General features: G+C 39.1%; 16 protein-coding genes. 6 read left to right on the top strand and 10 right to left on the bottom strand.

Annotation, left to right across the window (positions count from 1 at the left end):
- Positions 1-32 precede the first annotated feature (32 nt).
- Positions 33-1577, top strand: a complete 1545-nt coding sequence (locus tag SGI74_01910; GenBank protein ID MDZ4676238.1) for an aldehyde dehydrogenase family protein — start codon at positions 33-35, stop codon at positions 1575-1577.
- Entirely contained in the window at positions 1577-2221 is a 645-nt protein-coding gene (locus SGI74_01905; protein MDZ4676237.1) for a phosphatase PAP2 family protein, read from the top strand. Before SGI74_01910 ends, SGI74_01905 begins: the two co-directional genes overlap by 1 nt.
- Here the strand turns inward: SGI74_01905 and SGI74_01900 are convergent.
- Complete coding sequence (locus SGI74_01900) at positions 2218-4140, bottom strand: cytochrome c/FTR1 family iron permease (GenBank protein MDZ4676236.1); 1923 nt, start codon at positions 4138-4140, stop codon at positions 2218-2220. The genes SGI74_01905 and SGI74_01900 overlap by 4 nt on opposite strands.
- 106 nt (positions 4141-4246) lie before the next feature.
- On the opposite strand from SGI74_01900, the gene SGI74_01895 reads away from it, so the two are divergent.
- A complete protein-coding gene (locus SGI74_01895; GenBank protein ID MDZ4676235.1) occupies positions 4247-4675 on the top strand; it encodes a Fur family transcriptional regulator in 429 nt (142 codons plus the stop codon).
- Here SGI74_01895 and SGI74_01890 read toward each other — a convergent pair.
- From SGI74_01890 to SGI74_01875, 4 genes are all read right to left on the bottom strand, one after another.
- Positions 4672-5139, bottom strand: a complete 468-nt coding sequence (locus tag SGI74_01890; protein ID MDZ4676234.1) for a cyclic nucleotide-binding domain-containing protein — start codon at positions 5137-5139, stop codon at positions 4672-4674. The genes SGI74_01895 and SGI74_01890 overlap by 4 nt on opposite strands.
- Positions 5140-5202: 63 nt before the next feature.
- A complete protein-coding gene (locus tag SGI74_01885) occupies positions 5203-5373 on the bottom strand; it encodes a rubredoxin (GenBank protein MDZ4676233.1) in 171 nt (56 codons plus the stop codon).
- Positions 5370-5858, bottom strand: coding sequence for a rubrerythrin family protein (locus SGI74_01880; GenBank protein ID MDZ4676232.1), 489 nt, complete (start codon positions 5856-5858; stop codon positions 5370-5372). The genes SGI74_01885 and SGI74_01880 overlap by 4 nt, the downstream gene beginning before the upstream one ends.
- Before the next feature lie 18 nt (positions 5859-5876).
- Positions 5877-6290 (bottom strand): transcriptional repressor, encoded by a 414-nt coding sequence (locus SGI74_01875; GenBank protein ID MDZ4676231.1) that lies wholly within the window; start codon positions 6288-6290, stop codon positions 5877-5879.
- 169 nt (positions 6291-6459) lie between these two features.
- On the opposite strand from SGI74_01875, the gene SGI74_01870 reads away from it, so the two are divergent.
- Positions 6460-7680: a hypothetical protein gene (locus SGI74_01870; GenBank protein MDZ4676230.1), complete on the top strand. Its 1221-nt coding sequence runs from the start codon at positions 6460-6462 to the stop codon at positions 7678-7680.
- On the top strand, positions 7680-8849 hold the full coding sequence (locus SGI74_01865; protein ID MDZ4676229.1) for a hypothetical protein: 1170 nt from the start codon (positions 7680-7682) through the stop codon (positions 8847-8849). The genes SGI74_01870 and SGI74_01865 overlap by 1 nt, the downstream gene beginning before the upstream one ends.
- Here SGI74_01865 and SGI74_01860 read toward each other — a convergent pair.
- The 4 genes from SGI74_01860 to SGI74_01845 are packed head-to-tail and all read right to left on the bottom strand — an operon-like array spanning position 8800 to position 13256.
- Positions 8800-9681 carry an ABC transporter permease gene (locus tag SGI74_01860; GenBank protein MDZ4676228.1) on the bottom strand — a complete coding sequence of 294 codons (882 nt, stop codon included), beginning with the start codon at positions 9679-9681 and terminating at the stop codon, positions 8800-8802. The two genes, SGI74_01865 and SGI74_01860, sit on opposite strands and share 50 nt — an antisense overlap.
- Complete coding sequence (locus tag SGI74_01855; GenBank protein ID MDZ4676227.1) at positions 9678-10739, bottom strand: ABC transporter permease; 1062 nt, start codon at positions 10737-10739, stop codon at positions 9678-9680. Before SGI74_01855 ends, SGI74_01860 begins: the two co-directional genes overlap by 4 nt.
- On the bottom strand, positions 10732-12219 hold the full coding sequence (locus tag SGI74_01850; protein ID MDZ4676226.1) for an ABC transporter ATP-binding protein: 1488 nt from the start codon (positions 12217-12219) through the stop codon (positions 10732-10734). The genes SGI74_01855 and SGI74_01850 overlap by 8 nt, the downstream gene beginning before the upstream one ends.
- On the bottom strand, positions 12168-13256 hold the full coding sequence (locus tag SGI74_01845) for a BMP family ABC transporter substrate-binding protein (protein MDZ4676225.1): 1089 nt from the start codon (positions 13254-13256) through the stop codon (positions 12168-12170). The genes SGI74_01850 and SGI74_01845 overlap by 52 nt, the downstream gene beginning before the upstream one ends.
- 72 nt (positions 13257-13328) lie before the next feature.
- Between SGI74_01845 and SGI74_01840 the strand changes: the two genes are divergently transcribed.
- Complete coding sequence (locus SGI74_01840; protein ID MDZ4676224.1) at positions 13329-14207, top strand: biosynthetic peptidoglycan transglycosylase; 879 nt, start codon at positions 13329-13331, stop codon at positions 14205-14207.
- 100 nt (positions 14208-14307) lie between these two features.
- Here SGI74_01840 and SGI74_01835 read toward each other — a convergent pair whose 3' ends face one another.
- Positions 14308-15324, bottom strand: a complete 1017-nt coding sequence (locus SGI74_01835) for an HNH endonuclease signature motif containing protein (protein MDZ4676223.1) — start codon at positions 15322-15324, stop codon at positions 14308-14310.
- Positions 15325-15851 lie beyond the last annotated feature (527 nt).

Genomic DNA, 15851 nt, shown 5'->3' with positions numbered 1-15851 from the left:
TGGTACTTAAGTACTGCACATGAGGGATTATCATGGATTTTATAACTTCAAAAAACCCAGCAACTGGAGAAGAAATTCTTCGACAAGAGTGTTTCAACCCCACTGAAATGACAAATCTTGTTCAGCGAGCTCGCCTTGCACAAGAGCCATGGAGGCGACTTTCATTTAAGGAGCGCGCAAAATTTCTAAAGCGCGGTCAACAATACATGCTCGCTCACATGGATGAGCTTGCTCTGAATTTGGCAAAAAATAATGGCAAGCCTTTAGTCGAAGCCCTCTCGGCAGAAGTGTTCGCATCTATACAAACCTATGGTTTTGCGATGAAACGAGCTGAAAAACTTTTAACCGATACTCCCATTCATATTGGTGGTGGCTTATTAACGAAAAAAGCATACATCACATATCAACCCCTCGGTGTACTTGGAATTATTTCCCCATGGAACTACCCACTTTCTACTCCTTTTTCAGAAGTGATCCTTGGACTCATCGCTGGAAACGCCATCATATTAAAACCAAGTGAAATCACGGGCCTCGTAAATCAAGATATGCAAAAAATAATCGATGCCATGAAATTACCAAAAGATCTTGTAACACTTGTGCATGGCAGAGGTGATGTAGGAGCGGCCCTCGCAAGTGCAAAAGTAGACCGACTGATTTTTACAGGCAGCACAACTACGGGACGAAAAATCATGTCTACTGCCAGCCAAAATCTTACGCCTGTGACTTTAGAACTCGGCGGAAAAGACTGCATGATTGTTCTTGAGGATTGTAACATCGAACTAGCTGCTTCTGCTGCAGTAGTGGGTGGTTTTTTTAACACCGGGCAAACATGTTGCTCAGTTGAAAGACTTTTAATTCATGAAAACATCGTCGATCCGTTTTTAAAAGCTTATAAAGAAAAACTCAATAAATTGCGCGTCGGTGCAAGTTCTGGTTTTGAAAATGATTTAGGAGCCATTACTTTTGAAGGACAAAAAAAAATATACTTTGAGCAAACTCAAGATCATGTAAGTCACAATCAAAAAACGGTTTTTGGCGATGCGAACTTTGATGGAAAATCAAATTTTATGAAACCACTCGTAGTTCAAGCCGACGATAAGCGCAGCTTTTGGAAAGACGAAACGTTTGGCCCGGTTGTGGCGTATAAAACTTTTAAAACCGATGAAGAAGCTATTTCTATAAATAATGATTCTCCGTATGGTCTCACAGCACTTATTATTTCAGGCAATACATCTCGTGCTCGTAAAATGGCAAAACATTTACAAGTTGGCGCCGTGGTAATCAACGACGCTCCTTTTACAAACGCCTGCGCAACTCTACCTTGGGGCGGAGTGGGTGAAAGCGGTTTTGGACGCGTGCACGGCGAAGCGGGACTTAAAGAATTATGTCAACAGCGATTGGTTGTGTACGATATTGTCGGGCAGATGAAACAACTTTGGTGGTACCCTTATAACAAAGCACAATATGATTTTTTTAAAGCACTCGCATATTTCACTGCGGGCGATGGTTTGTTTGTTAAACTCAAAGCATTAATAAATATTCTCAAACATATTTTTAAAATGGGGCCAAGGATTTAATGGGCGAATATATTCAATTATTATTGTCTTACGATTCACAAATATTTCGACTCATAAATCAAGTGTGGATCTACCCCTTTTTTGATAAATTCATGCCGTTTATTACTGAGCCCAAAAAAACAGGAATCTATCTATTAGTTTTAATTTTAATTTTACTTCTCAAGTATCGAATGAGTGCAGTTAAAGTGCTTATCGGAATGAGTATCGCTGTGGGATTAGCCGACTTTACAGCAGCTAAGATTCTTAAACCTGAATTTAACAGAAAACGCCCTGAATTTTCTGAACCAAACGTAAGGCTTCTTGTTCAATCACAAACCGGCGGGAGCTTTCCGTCTAATCATGCGGCTAATACATTTGCTGCAGCAAGTTTTCTGAGATTAACATCACCAGTGCTTGGCAGCATTGCCACTGGCATTGCGATTATCGTTTCATACAGCCGCGTTTACGTTGGGGTTCATTATCCACTTGATGTTATTGGTGGCGCCCTACTTGGAATAATCTATAGTTCACTTATATATTATCTTTTAATGTATCTTTTTGATCGTATAGGAGCGCTTCAAACACGCCCCACTACTTACTCACCTTATAATTGGGAAAAGAAAAAAAGAATTAAGCCTAAAAGAAAAATTAAAAAGAAAAATTAATGTTTTGTTGAGGGTCGATTACCGTACATCCATAGTAATATCGTCAGAGTTAAAATACAGATCTGTGCAACCGTTGTTTCAATCGTTGGGTAAAAACCAAATAAATCAAAACGCATTTTAATCGGTGAAGATGTAATAGATATCATCCCCGTCTCTTGAAAGGCATGGACACCTTTGCCCACCAATATAACAGCTAAAACAGCCATGAGACTTGATGAATAAGTAAATATCTTTTTAATTGGCAGACGAGCTGAATATTTAATTAATGACCATGACAATATGATGAGTAAAACAAAAGATACGGCAACTCCTGAAAACATGGCCGTTTTTATTCCCGCTCCACCTTCGAGCCAAAGTGCGCGTAAAAACAATACTGTTTCAAAAACTTCTCTAAACACAGCAATAAAAGAAATCGCGGCTAAGCCAAATAAATTACCACCCTCGAGCATTGCGTTTACACGGCCGCTGATAAATTCTTTCCATCGGCCAATCTCGGTACGACTATGTAGCCAAAACCCCATATAGAGTAAAATAACTACGGCTAATATAGAAATACCACCTTCAAGCAACTCTCTTTGCGCTCCACTAATCCCCATGACCCAACCTGAGAATATCCAAGCAACAACACCCAAAAGTAATGCTGTAATCCAGCCAGCATGTATCCAGTGGGCTGCTTTTTTAGAACCAGCGGCTCGAACCACACCTAGAAGTGCTATGAGAATAAGTACAGCTTCAAAACCTTCACGCAGAATGATTGCTGAAGCGACTAAGAATGTGACCGTTGGTGATGAGGCTTTTTGACTAATAATAGTTTCTGCAACAAGAATTTGCTCTTTAGCAGAACCTACAGCCAACTGAAGTTCAACCAATGATTTTTTTGATTCTATTGCAACTCTCACTGCAGACATTTTTTCTTCTAATAAAATTATTGCAGCTGGGTCACTCGCTTTAAGTCTTGGCTCGATTGGTTCTACACCTTCAAGATATGCCAACAATGCCTTATTTTTCGCACTTGTGTGATCTCCATTTTTATAATCATGAAGCGCACTATCAAGATGCTCTTTTGCAAGATTTAGAGAACTTCCCGCATCATCACCACCAGAGTTAAGCCTAACTTGAGCAACGCTTACAGATTTTTCTTCTTCAGAACCACTAAGATTAACGCGCAATTGATTATCAGAGGATGTCGCTGCTTGGGCCAAAGTAATCTTACTTAAAACTTCATTTTTTGTTTTATGAATTTCTTCTGTACTGATTTTTGTTCCATGACTTTGTTCATGACGAAGTGAAACAACATAAAATGCTAAAGACCAGATATCACGCTCAGTGAAATGCGCAAAAGGCGCCATGCCCGTACCCTCAACACCCAAGCGAATTGTATTAAATGCTTGAAACGGGGAGATCTCAGACATGTGTTCATTATCTAAAAAATTTGAAGGTTTTGGATCAAGCCCAACACCTGCGGGGCCATCACCCGCACCAGTGATGCCGTGACATGTAACGCAGTTTTGCGCAAAGAGTTCACGCCCACGGGCCAAATTGGGCCACTGTGTAGGTGCAACTTCTAATTTTGTTATATTAATAACTTCGTTTTTAATTGTGTTTGTGAGGGCTGCAACTTGTGTAGCTTGCCCTTTAGCCATAATGAGTTTTTGGAGTTTTTGAATATCACCGTTAATTTTTTTATTAGAACTAATCTCTGGTATGGCATTACCCGCAGTTACAATTACATTAACAAACTCTACTTGTTCGTTATACTCACCTTGACTGATGATGTTTCCATTCTCAACAGCACCACCGTAATCACGTCCCAGATAATCCAGAAGATGTACGATAGTACGAGGCGTATTTTCAGCTGCTGATAAAAATGAAGTGGAAAAAAATATGACTAGTGCGAGAAGCGCATTTTGTGTTTTCAACTGTTGACTCCAATAAATAATTGCTAAATTCTTATTGAGACTATATCTCAACAAGGTTAATGTCAATAATCAAGTCACTAAATATTAACAGGTAGGAATTTTTTGCATGAAAGACCCGCTGGAAGAATTAGGCTCACATTTAAAGCGCAAAGGGCTTCGCCTTACTGAAGAAAGAAAGAAGCTTGTGCAACTGATTCTTTCTATGAAGGGCCATTTTAGCCCTGAAGAATTACTTAAGCATGTCAAAACCAAGCGATTGCCCATATCACGTGCTACAATTTATCGAATATTACCTGTACTTGTATCAGCTGAAATTATTCAACAGAGTTTACTCACCGAAGGGCAAACACGCTTTGAAGTGACATGGAACAAAGATCACCACGATCACTTAATCTGCACCTATTGCAATAAAGTCATCGAATTTCAACACAACACCATTGAGATTATGCAAAGAGAAATCGCCAATCGCTACGGCTTCATATTAGAGCATCATGTGATGGAGCTCATGGGTCGTTGTAAGGATTGTCGTAATTAAAAGTGATGCAGATTTTTTTCTCGCGCAAAACTAAGGTCGGTAGTTGTCATCCGAAGCCTGCCACATAAAAAACCAGCAATGTTTTTATAAAACTTTGATGACACCGTAGAGTTTGTACTCAGATATTTTTTTAAATTTTCATAATCAATTTCAATTATCTCACTTTTTTCTGCAGCAAGTACGGTTGCTGAACGGCGCTCGCCATCAAGAAAAGGCATCTCACCAAAATGGCTGCCAGTGCCGAGCATTGTGACTTCGATATTATCATCATTTTTTGCTTTTTGCTGAACGTGCACAGAACCAAATTGAACAATAAAAAGAGACTTAGCCTCATCACCCTGAAAGAAAATGGTATCACCATTGTTTGCTTTTCCAACTCGACAGAGTTTTTGGATCGGCTCTAACTCTTCATGGGTGAATTCTTTAAATAAATAAATGTTTTTTAAAATCTCACTGTAGGCCATAGCACCCCCCGTTTCTTTATAGATGGTAACACGGGGGATGGTCTAGTTTACAGTCTAGGACGATTACTTTATCTCTTCAAAATCTTCTTTTTTAGCACCGCAATCAGGACAAGACCAATCAGCCGGTATATCTTCAAACAAAGTACCGGGTTTTAAACCAGTATCTGGGTCACCTTTTTGCTCATCATAAATAAAACCACAGACTACGCATTGAAACTTTCTGCTACCTTTCATGATGACCTCGATTTTCTTTTATCAAGATAACTTTGATAACGATCGGCGTGCACTTTTTCAATTTTTGTTAGCGCTGCAAACTTTTTTCGCGCTAATTCTAAGGTTTGAATAAAATTTTGCTCATGATCTTTTGACTCTTTTGCTTGTTCAGCAAATTCTTTTGCCGCATCACTTTCAGCTTCGCTCAAGGCCTCTTTTTCAAAACCCGGATACATCGTTGTGTGCTCGTAGCGTTCTCCTTCAATTGCCATTTGCAAAATCTTCTCTACCGTCATCTGAGCTTTGGGATAAACCAAAGACAAATGTGAAAACGCATGCATGGTTTCTTGTGCGGCAGTTTCTTCAAACACCTTAGCTACTTCTTCATCACCCAATTCACGAGCAATTTTTGCGAAGTATAGATATTTTCTGTTTGCCATTGATTCACCGGCAAAAGCAGCCTCTAGATTTTGATATGTTTTTGAGTTTTTAAATCCTTTTTTCATAAATCCTCCTTTTTGCGATTAAACTATCGCTTCAGTTGGGGACCACTGACACTTACTGCAGACCCCAATAATTTGAACATTTACTTTTTCAATTTTAAAATCCTTTGGATGAGTGAAATGAAGCCCGGGTTTAAGATCTTCCATTTCAAAAAAATCTGAGACATTTTCGCATTGACGACAAATCAGATGATCATGTTTTTCTAAGATGGCGTCATAGCGAGTAGAATCATTTCCAAAACTGATTTCACGTAGCAAACCCTTGGTCGTTAAAAAATTAAGAGCATTATAGACTGTCGCAAAACTAAGGTCCGGGCTTTTCATAATGGCTTTTTGAAAAACCATTTTAGCTGATGGATGATCTTTACTGGCCTTCACAACGTCAAAAACTGTTTGCCTATGAGGAGTGAGGGCTCTTTGTTTAGTATTTTTCATTATTTAATATTAGAATAATTCTAATTATAATACAATCGTATTTTTATATGATTGAAATCACTGGCTTTTTTTACCTCAGTATTTAACAGACTTTTGTGGAAGGTTATAAAGGTCGAGGCACGTTCACATCGTTAATTTCGGTTCTTATTTTGCAATTCCTATCAGTGAAATGAAAACACTAGTCTCAATACTCATAAACTGGTTTCGATGGCGCTCACTTGTCAATGGAGTAGTCTTTACGCTGACAATTTCCGTCTCTATCACAAGCTCTGCTAGTTGCATTGATCGGATGCTTGGAATTTTCAATCCTTTTGATTACGACCCCGTTCATGAGATAACTACAAAAAAAGCAAACTCTGGTGATATCGGTTATTTCGATAAAGATGGAAATCTACTTTTAGTATCAACGGCTAAGCAGGAAGTTTATCGAATCGATGACCCCATAAATCTTCGCCCATACGAAACCGTTTCTTATTGGCTAGCACCAAGAACTTCGGATGAAGGCGGTTATTACTTACTGCAAAACAAGTGGAATCCAAAAAATAAACATAAGGAACCCATAAATTCAAAAAATAGCCGTCATCGCCTCTCAATGTTGTCGAGTGATTATAATATTTGGAAATTTGCGCTGAGAAAACCTGAGAGATTAAAATCATATGGAATTTATGCTGATACATTAAAACTTTTTATTCCAGATGCATTACGCATGAATAAATTATTGGATAAAGTTACAGACCCAAATCAACAGGTGGGGCCACGTTTTATTGATATGCCACGGAGTCACGATAAAGAGAGCGAACAAGAGTATAACTCTGATTTCTTTTTTATAAATATTGTAAAGCGCATGATCCCACTGGCATCAAAGACCGAACTGCTAAAGCATGATCGCTATGAAGAACATCTTTTAGGTGGTCTATACATTTCACCAAAATTATTTGACCGTCTTGTTGGCTATGCAAAATTTGTAGATAGTCTTATGCAAGATTCTTTGATGATGAAACACCACTCAGAAATTATTACTGTAGTGAAAGATACGTTTAGCGGCTATTGGGATGAATTAACAATGCGCATAGGCTCTGCAATTGGCGAACATATGAAACCAGAGTTTAGCCAACTACATAAATTTGGACTTGTGCAGATCCTGCATTCTTTAGCCACAAGTGACCCAAGTGTTACAAATAAAATCAACACATCTACTCGCGGTTGGGGCTTTATCTTTTTAGAGCAAACACTGCTTGCAGAAATTGAAAGTTCGACTCATTTATCAGTGTCTGAAAAAACACAGTTAGTTACTCGAGTTAAAAAACATGCGGCCGAAAATATACCAAAGCCATTAACAGATATTGAATTTAACGAAATGCTTGATCGTCTGAAAGATGCGGCGAGCTGATGATTACTTTTAAGTATGTGCAATTTATTAAATCGAGCATATTTAAGGCAATCACTTTGTCATTGATGTTGATTGCGTTTGCACCACAGCAAAGTTTTGCAAATTGCGAACTTAAGCTTTTACTTCTTTCACAACGTGAAGAAGTTCTCAATTCAACAAGATTGCATCACGCCTATCATTCTACAGTTAATTGGGTCGCATTACCTTCATTGATGGGTGAAGGTCATTTCATTCTAGAAATTAAATGGAATCCAGATTTTGTACCAGCTGATATAAAAGACTTCACCATAGCGCCTCCTGACATGCTTAATCGAACATCTTTAGAAAGCATGCAATGGCTTATTTCTCATAATAAGAATTATGCAATTTGGCCATTTACACTTAAAAACCCGGCGTTAATGTCTCTACTCGGTATTTATGCAAATGACTTAAAAATAATTATGCCCAACGCACCACTTCAGAACAAAATTATTAATTCGCTCATCGATAAAAAATTTCTAGTCGGGCCACGTTTTATAGATTTACCTTCAGATAAAATCACCATAGAAGATCAAAAATACTCCAACCATCTTTTCTTTGAAAATTTTGTGAACGGCCACATTATTTTAGCTTCAAGAAGTTTTTATTTATATCATGACCGCTTTCAAGAACATCTATTGGGTGCATTTTTTATTTCACCTAAATTTTTTAAACGGCTCGTCAGCTATGCAAAATTTGTAGAAGCCCTCAGTGCTGACTCCGAAGTAATAAAACATATACCCGAATCACTTAAAGTTGCTCGCGATTCATTTAGCGCCTATTGGGATGAAATCACCACCGACATTGGCGACACACTCGTGGGCAGATCAAATGGCACATTGGAGAATCCAAAAATTGATAGGCTTGACAGAGTAATTCGAGGCTTAGGCGGTAGACCGGTAATTGATAAATACTCATCTCTTGAAAATTTTAATTCACATCACTTTACACGACTCCCAGAAACATTTCTCACAGCTGTTAAAAAATTAAAACTTTCGAAATTAGAAAAAATACGCCTTGGTCTTCGAATTAAAAAACTAGCTGGTGAGAATATTATTAAGCCATTAACGAAAAAAGAAATTGAAGCAGAAATCATGCGCATTAAAGAGTTGGCTGATTTATCGCCCCAGGGGGCCGAGCGCGTCCCATAAAACCTGCCAAAAATAAAAGTGTGACTACATAGGGTAAGGCCTGCACAAATTGTGTAGGTAGCGGCTGATCATTTGGTAAGAGTGGCACACTTTGAAGTTGAATTTGCAAAGCATCAGCGATACCAAAAAGTAGACAGCCCAAAAAAGTTGGCCATGGCTTCCATCTTCCAAAAATTAGTGCCGCAAGGGCAATGTATCCTCGTCCGGCGCTCATATTTCGCGTGTAACCACTGCCCGCACCAATTGATAAATAAATCCCGCCGATTGATGCGATTGCGGCACCAAGCATGATTGATTTAAAGCGAGTGAAGTCCACACTTACACCTTGAGTACGAAGCGCTTGCGGGTTTTCTCCAGCAGCCCATACACGTAAACCTAAAACTGTTTTTGAAAAATAAAATGCCACACAAATCACAACTATTATTGCGGCAATAGCAAATGGCCAAACACTAATAATGCGTTCATTTACAGGTAATGAGGGTGTTTGCCCTGAAACTTCAAAAAATGCTTTGGAAAGAACCGGGAGTAGCCCCGCCACAAAGAGATTTACAGCCATGCCCGTTATTATTTGATCAGCACGTGCTTTAATTGTGAAAAAGCAAAATACAAGCCCCACCATAAGCGCACCAAATACACCCATCGCAAAACTTAGCGGAAGTGAGTGTGTCACAGCCATTGTTGCTGCGGCTGCAAATGCACTTGCTAGTAAGTAGCCCTCAAGTGCAATGTTTGAAACCCCAGCACGTTCGCTGAGCATTCCGCCATAAGCTGCAAAAATTAATGGCAGAGAAAGTCTTAAGCCTGAGAGGATCCACTCTTGAAACCAAATCATATTTGCTCTCGCTTTCGGAGAAACTTAATTTTTGAGCGCCAAAAACTCTCACTTGCCACAAATAAAATAATAAAGGCGAGCATTACTCCTGAAAGATCACGAGTGATTTTTTCTGTGTCGATTTCAAGCTCTAATGATCCTTTTTGAATTGCGCCGAATAATAGCGCTGCAGCTACGATTCCCAACGGACGATTACGACCAAGAAGTGCAACAGCAATACCCGTAAAACCATAACCAATTGAGAATTGATCTTTAAATTTATGTGCAAAACCTAAGATTTCATTTACAGCCACAAGACCGGCAAGGCCTCCACTGATAAACATGGCCTCTAATACTCTGCGCTTCACATTAATACCTGCACGCATTGCGGTTTCAGGGGCAGAACCAGAAAGTCGCAATTCAAAACCCCACTTTGTTTTAAAAAGAATAATCCAAACCGCAAAAGCTACTAGTAAGGCTAGAAAAAAAGCTGAATTAACCGGGGATACTTGAGAAATATCGCCTAACCCACCAATAAGGTAATTTACTCCGACTTCTTTACTTTCAGGATTTTGAGTTTCAGTATTTTTAAATAAATTCATGATGGCAAAACCACAAATCGAATAGGAGATAAAGTTGAGCATGATGGTCACAATTACTTCATGACTTCCACGATATGCTTTAAGCCAACCAGCAAGGCCACCCCAAAGCGCTCCACCTAAAAAGGCAACGCAGATTCCAAGAAAAGGCGAAATCACAGGATAGTCAGGAACCAAAATTCCAACAGTCGTTAGTAATAAAGCTCCAATATAGAGTTGGCCTTCAGCACCGATATTAAAAAGACCGCAGTGAAAGGCCACAGCGACAGATAGCCCCGTAAAAATGAGAGGTGTTGCATAAAAAAGTGTGTAGCCAATGTTTGTTACACTTCCAAAAGCTCCCGTGAATAAGATTTCTAGAACGCGTAGAGGGTTTTCACCTATAAGTGCTACAATGGCTAAACAACATATGAGCCCGAGGGTGATACTAAATAGTGTTAATAAGAAATTTGTAAAACCAAGTGGTAATGCTTTACGCATGATTCACACCACCTGTCATTGCCATTCCGATTTTTTGAAGATCATATTTTGGGCCAGAAAATTCTGCGACGTTACGGCCTTCAAAAAATACAACAATGCGATCACTCAATGCACAAAGCTCTTCTAGCTCTGATGAGATAAGTAATATCGCTGCGCCTGATTCTTGAAGTTTTAAAAGTTGCTGATGAATAAATTCAATCGCCCCAACATCAACACCTCTTGTGGGTTGACTGGCAATGAGGAATTCTGGTTTTCGAGCATTTACTTCTCTGGCGACAACGATTTTTTGTTGATTACCACCACTAAGTGATTTTACTTTTTGACCAACACCACTCATTTTCACTTCGTAATGAGAGAGGGCTTCTTCAGCGTGGGTTTTCATGCCTTTGCCATTTAATAAACCATATCGTGAAAATTTATTAGTAAAACCAATAGAACAATTATCTGAAACTGAGGCATCGAGCCACAGTGATTGGGTTTGCCGATCTTCTGAGATTAAACCAAAATTAAGTTTGTTTCGAATCTCTGCGGTGACTTTTGGCAAAGGTTTTTGTTTGTAAAATATTGTTCCCTCATAAGATCCCAAACCCAAAAGACTCGCCACCAAAGCTTGTTGGCCATTGCCCTCTACACCCGCGATACCTACAATTTCGCCATGACTTAACGTGAGACTAAGATCATTAAGTGAGCCCACTGTTTTTTCATGAAGCGAGATACCTTTAATTTCAACTAAGTGTGCACCCAGTTGAGTTCGTTTTTTTTGCAGCAAAGAAATCTCTCGACCAATCATTGCTTGAATGAGTTTTTCTTTTGTTAAACCTTTAACTGAAAAACTTCCGGTGACTCGCCCATGCCTCAGCACCGTCACATCATCACAAAGCGTGAGAATTTCATGAAGTTTGTGGGTTATGATAATAATCGTTTTTCCCTCACTCTTAAGACGTCGTAAAAGTGAGAAAAATGTTTCAACTTCTTGTGGAGTTAAAACAGCGGTGGGTTCATCAAGAATTAAAATCGAAGCTTTTCTAAATAGAAGTTTTAAAATTTCAAGACGCTGTTGCAAGCCAACTGATAAATCCTCTGCAGGTTTATGCCAAGGTACTGAGAGCTGCTCACCCGCAAGGGCTTCAAGAATAAGCTGTGCTTGTGCGCGGTCTATGAACCCACCATTTGTAGGCTCATCACCCAATATGATATTATCGAGAGCTGAAAGTGGGCCAGCCAAAGCAAAATGCTGCTGAACCATTCCGATATCAGCGGCAATCGCATCAAGGGGTGAAAAAAACTTCATTTTTTTATCGTTGATGAATATTTCAGAAGAAGAATCATCAGGCTCAATGAGCCCGAAAAGAATTTTCATTAAAGTAGATTTGCCAGCACCGTTTTCTCCGGCGATAGCATGAATAGTACCGGGTCTAACGCTAAAATTTATTGAGTCGTTCGCCCGGAGTGCTCCGTACGTCTTGGAGATTTGTCGCATTTGAAGGGCGAACTCGGGCATAGCTTCCTCGTAATATAATAATCAGCCACTGTGATTTTACCGCTTAAGATGTCACCTCTAACCTTCTCAATCTTGGTGCGCATCTCCACGGGAATAAGACTTTCATTATACTGATCCAGGGCATAGTCAACTCCCTTATCAGCCAAACCAAAATATTTGTTTCCCCACATAAAACGACCTTCTTTTTCTGCCATAATAATATTGTAAACGGCCACATCGACACGTTTGAGCATACTTGTAAGAATTTTACCTGGCTTGACCCAATTCTGATTGCTATCGACACCAATAGCGAGTTTGTTTTTTTCTTCAATGGCGTCAAACACTCCTGTATTGGTGGCTCCTGCAGCGGTGAAGATGACATCAGCTTTTTGACCGATTTGTGAAAGTGCCAGCTCTTTACCCTTAGTCGGATTCATCCAAGCATCACTTGTTACACCCACATAATTGGCGAGAATTTTTGCTTTTGGATTAGCGTAAATAACACCTTCACGAAAACCCAATTCAAAACGCTTGATAAGATCTACGTCCATTCCGCCAACAAAACCAACAACGTTTGATTTTGTATGTAGCCCAGCTATGTAACCCACTAAAAAACTGCCTTCGTGTTCTGCAAATACAAGGCTTGCAACGTTTGGAACATCAACTACTGAATCAACAATTGCAAAATGTGTTTTAGGAAATAGTGGTGAGATTTTTTTGAGTGCATCGGCCTGCGAGAAGCCAACAGTTATAATCAAATTATATCCACGTTCTGCAAGTGTACGAATGGCTGGCTCATAGGCTGTGTCATCAGGACTTTCGATGGTCTTTACTTCGATTCCGAAATCTTTTACCGCTTGCGTTGCTCCTTTATAAGCAGCAGCGTTAAAACTCTTATCGTCTTTTCCACCTTTGTCTAAAACTAGTCCGATTTTGATTCCGCTTTTTGAAACGCTTTCTTCTTTTTTCTTGGTGCATGCTGGCGTAACGGCCACACATAATATTATACTTAAAACACACTTAAATATTTGAGCCATAACACCTCCAAAAGGTGGCCCCAAAATGGCATTGTTGATGTCTTATTTCAATGGATTAGGTTAAAATGTCATATGAATTTAACTAAGAATGCTGTGATTAGATCATTTGCCGCCATTGGAGTCGCCGCCGTTTGTATTGGCGGTCTAATGATCATTACCCTTGCTGCTGTTTTTTTATCGCTGCCCGATGCGAGCGGTTTGAAAAAATGCATGACAACCGAAATGAATAAGGTTCAGCTTTGTGAGTCAGGCCCTAAATATGTAAAATTGAGTGAAATTAGCCCAAATATTATCGGGGCTATTATTATGTCAGAAGACGCAGCGTTTTATTCACACGAAGGCGTTGATTACGACGAAATGAAGGAAAGTGTAATTAAAGATATAAATGAGGGGCGTTTTGCTCGCGGGGCTTCAACCATTACACAACAGTTAGCAAAAAATGTTTTCACAAATGGTGAAAAAAGTTTGCTGAGAAAAGCCAAAGAAATTTATCTCGCATTTCAAATCGAAAAAATATTTACCAAACCTAAAATCTTAGAAATATATTTAAATGTGGTGGAATTTGGCCCTGAAATTTATGGAATAAAAGAAGGGGCACAATATTATTTTAAAGTACCACCTTCACAAGTGAGACCAGAACAAGCTGCTTTTTTAGCTTTTTTACTACCGAATCCTAAAAAATACTCACAGAGTTTTCGTAAAAACGAACTCACTCCTTTTGCACGAAAAACCATCAAGACTATTTTACGCAAAATGCTCCATGGCCATAAAATTTCTGAAGAAGAGTACAATGTTGCCCTAGCGCGCGTCCCGTACTTTCCGTGGCAAGGTGGAGAAGCGCCAGTACTTGCAGATGGCGCCGCTTCGCCAGCTGGGTCAGAGGTTTCAGAGGAAGGCAGCCAAGAGGGTGATGATTTTAAGTTTGATTTTGAGGGCGAAGAAGAGCTGTAGGTAATATTAACCTGAGCTGTTGAAACCGGATAGCTATGCGGGACGACAGATTCCAGAATTTATCTTTCCAGAAATTTGTTATTCCAACACCCAGCTTAAACTATGAATGACCAAGAAAATGATCCATACGGTTTTGTCCAAAAACTTGAATTGCATGAAAAGTGTTGTGGCTGCGACAAAGAAGTCTGAGATTTTCAAAAGCATTGTCGCCGCCCAATGCTTTAGGTGTGATGTGATCAATTTCAAGCCTGTGCTGCGAAGGACATCGATTTTTTGTGAGTGGATCAATAAATGTGCACTGATTTTGATCTCTTTGCCAAATCACTCTTCTCAAGGTTCTAGAAACCTTAGAAGTAGTGGTGGGTTTAATGTTTTGAGTGGAGTCCGCTAGCGGACTGCTTGGATTTTGCCTTAATTGCTGCGGATTTCTTTGCTTTTGTTTACCTTGTTTTTCCATTTGCTTGATGGCCAAATCCAGAGCTTCTTCAAGGACGTCGATGTTTTTGAGATTATTATTTTTATAAGCTATAAGGCCTTTGAATTTCTTGAGTTTTTCCCTGACCTCCAAAGGTAAATGGTTTTCAATATCAACTTGCCCCTTCTTTTTACTTTTTTTCGATAATACTTGAGGAGAAATACTTGCGAGATACTCTTGACCCTCCTGTGTTGATTTTGATTCTAGTGTTTTCAAAACTTCTCTTTTCATATTCAAATCAAAACGTTGAATTTTATAGGTCGCACTTTGCTCGAGTGTGTTAGAATGTTGCGTATTAATATTAGCCACTGCTTGAAAGTAACTTTGTGCATTTGCTAGTGTGGTGAGTTCAAAAACCCCTTCTTCAAACTTTGCCTCGAGCTCTGGTAGATCTCGCAATAATCTCATAGCATTAATTCTTCGGTATGCAGCACCTCTGGAGTAATTTAATTCACTTACGCAAAATTCAAATAAACTCGGATAGGCACCTTCGCAATAAGCCCTACGCCTATCAATTTCACGCAAAACATGAAGCACCCACAGAGTTTTCTTGGTTTCTCCTTTCACAGAAGATTTTGCCTCAAGGAGTAAATCGTGATTTGTCATTTTCTTAAGATTTCTAATTTCAGATTCTTGGAACATTTAGCTCTCTCATCTCGATAAGTTTTGCACGCAACTTACGTAAAAGAACATTACCATGGATTTTTAAATCGAATTTTTCTCGATTAAACGTTCATCACTTAATGAAGAAAATTAATTTCATACGCCCCCTATAATTGTTAAAAACATTTACTACAGGGGTTATGACGATCTACAAAATGTGTTTATTTGTGATTTTTAAAATACAAACAACTTACGCATAGCTCTTAAAAACCATCGGCAAATGAAAACTTCTTAAATTGCGATTAATTTTTGAAGTCAGGATTGAAGATAATTTTTGAAGTCAGGATTGATTGCATGATTGATTACTGGTTTTAATACGAGATTTGATTATATTGACTTTTATGATTGTGATGACTGATGTTGATGACAACTTTAATGTTAGCTTTTTATGACAGGCCAGCAATAAGCGCGCTTACACAATGACGGCGATACGCAACTTGAATTGAGTCCGCTAGCGGACTACTTTGATTTTGGTATCCATCCAAATTCCAATACCCAACCCAACC

It is taken from the genome of Oligoflexia bacterium, from assembly GCA_034439615.1.
Lineage (GTDB): Bacteria > Bdellovibrionota > Bdellovibrionia > JABDDW01 > JABDDW01 > JAWXAT01.
The sequence above is the reverse complement of the archived record's forward strand: the minus strand, read 5'-3'. Positions and strand labels throughout refer to the sequence as shown.

Excerpts from the sequence above, each read along its gene's own strand:
- SGI74_01910 (MDZ4676238.1), top strand. The coding sequence starts at position 33 with ATGGATTTTATAACTTCAAAAAACCCAGCAACTGGAGAAGAAATTCTT.
- SGI74_01905 (MDZ4676237.1), top strand. The coding sequence starts at position 1,577 with ATGGGCGAATATATTCAATTATTATTGTCTTACGATTCACAAATATTT.
- SGI74_01895 (MDZ4676235.1), top strand. The coding sequence starts at position 4,247 with ATGAAAGACCCGCTGGAAGAATTAGGCTCACATTTAAAGCGCAAAGGG.
- SGI74_01890 (MDZ4676234.1), bottom strand. The coding sequence starts at position 5,139 with ATGGCCTACAGTGAGATTTTAAAAAACATTTATTTATTTAAAGAATTC.
- SGI74_01885 (MDZ4676233.1), bottom strand. The coding sequence starts at position 5,373 with ATGAAAGGTAGCAGAAAGTTTCAATGCGTAGTCTGTGGTTTTATTTAT.
- SGI74_01880 (MDZ4676232.1), bottom strand. The coding sequence starts at position 5,858 with ATGAAAAAAGGATTTAAAAACTCAAAAACATATCAAAATCTAGAGGCT.
- SGI74_01875 (MDZ4676231.1), bottom strand. The coding sequence starts at position 6,290 with ATGAAAAATACTAAACAAAGAGCCCTCACTCCTCATAGGCAAACAGTT.
- SGI74_01870 (MDZ4676230.1), top strand. The coding sequence starts at position 6,460 with ATGAAAACACTAGTCTCAATACTCATAAACTGGTTTCGATGGCGCTCA.
- SGI74_01865 (MDZ4676229.1), top strand. The coding sequence starts at position 7,680 with ATGATTACTTTTAAGTATGTGCAATTTATTAAATCGAGCATATTTAAG.
- SGI74_01860 (MDZ4676228.1), bottom strand. The coding sequence starts at position 9,681 with ATGATTTGGTTTCAAGAGTGGATCCTCTCAGGCTTAAGACTTTCTCTG.
- SGI74_01855 (MDZ4676227.1), bottom strand. The coding sequence starts at position 10,739 with ATGCGTAAAGCATTACCACTTGGTTTTACAAATTTCTTATTAACACTA.
- SGI74_01850 (MDZ4676226.1), bottom strand. The coding sequence starts at position 12,219 with ATGCGACAAATCTCCAAGACGTACGGAGCACTCCGGGCGAACGACTCA.
- SGI74_01845 (MDZ4676225.1), bottom strand. The coding sequence starts at position 13,256 with ATGGCTCAAATATTTAAGTGTGTTTTAAGTATAATATTATGTGTGGCC.
- SGI74_01840 (MDZ4676224.1), top strand. The coding sequence starts at position 13,329 with ATGAATTTAACTAAGAATGCTGTGATTAGATCATTTGCCGCCATTGGA.
- SGI74_01835 (MDZ4676223.1), bottom strand. The coding sequence starts at position 15,324 with ATGTTCCAAGAATCTGAAATTAGAAATCTTAAGAAAATGACAAATCAC.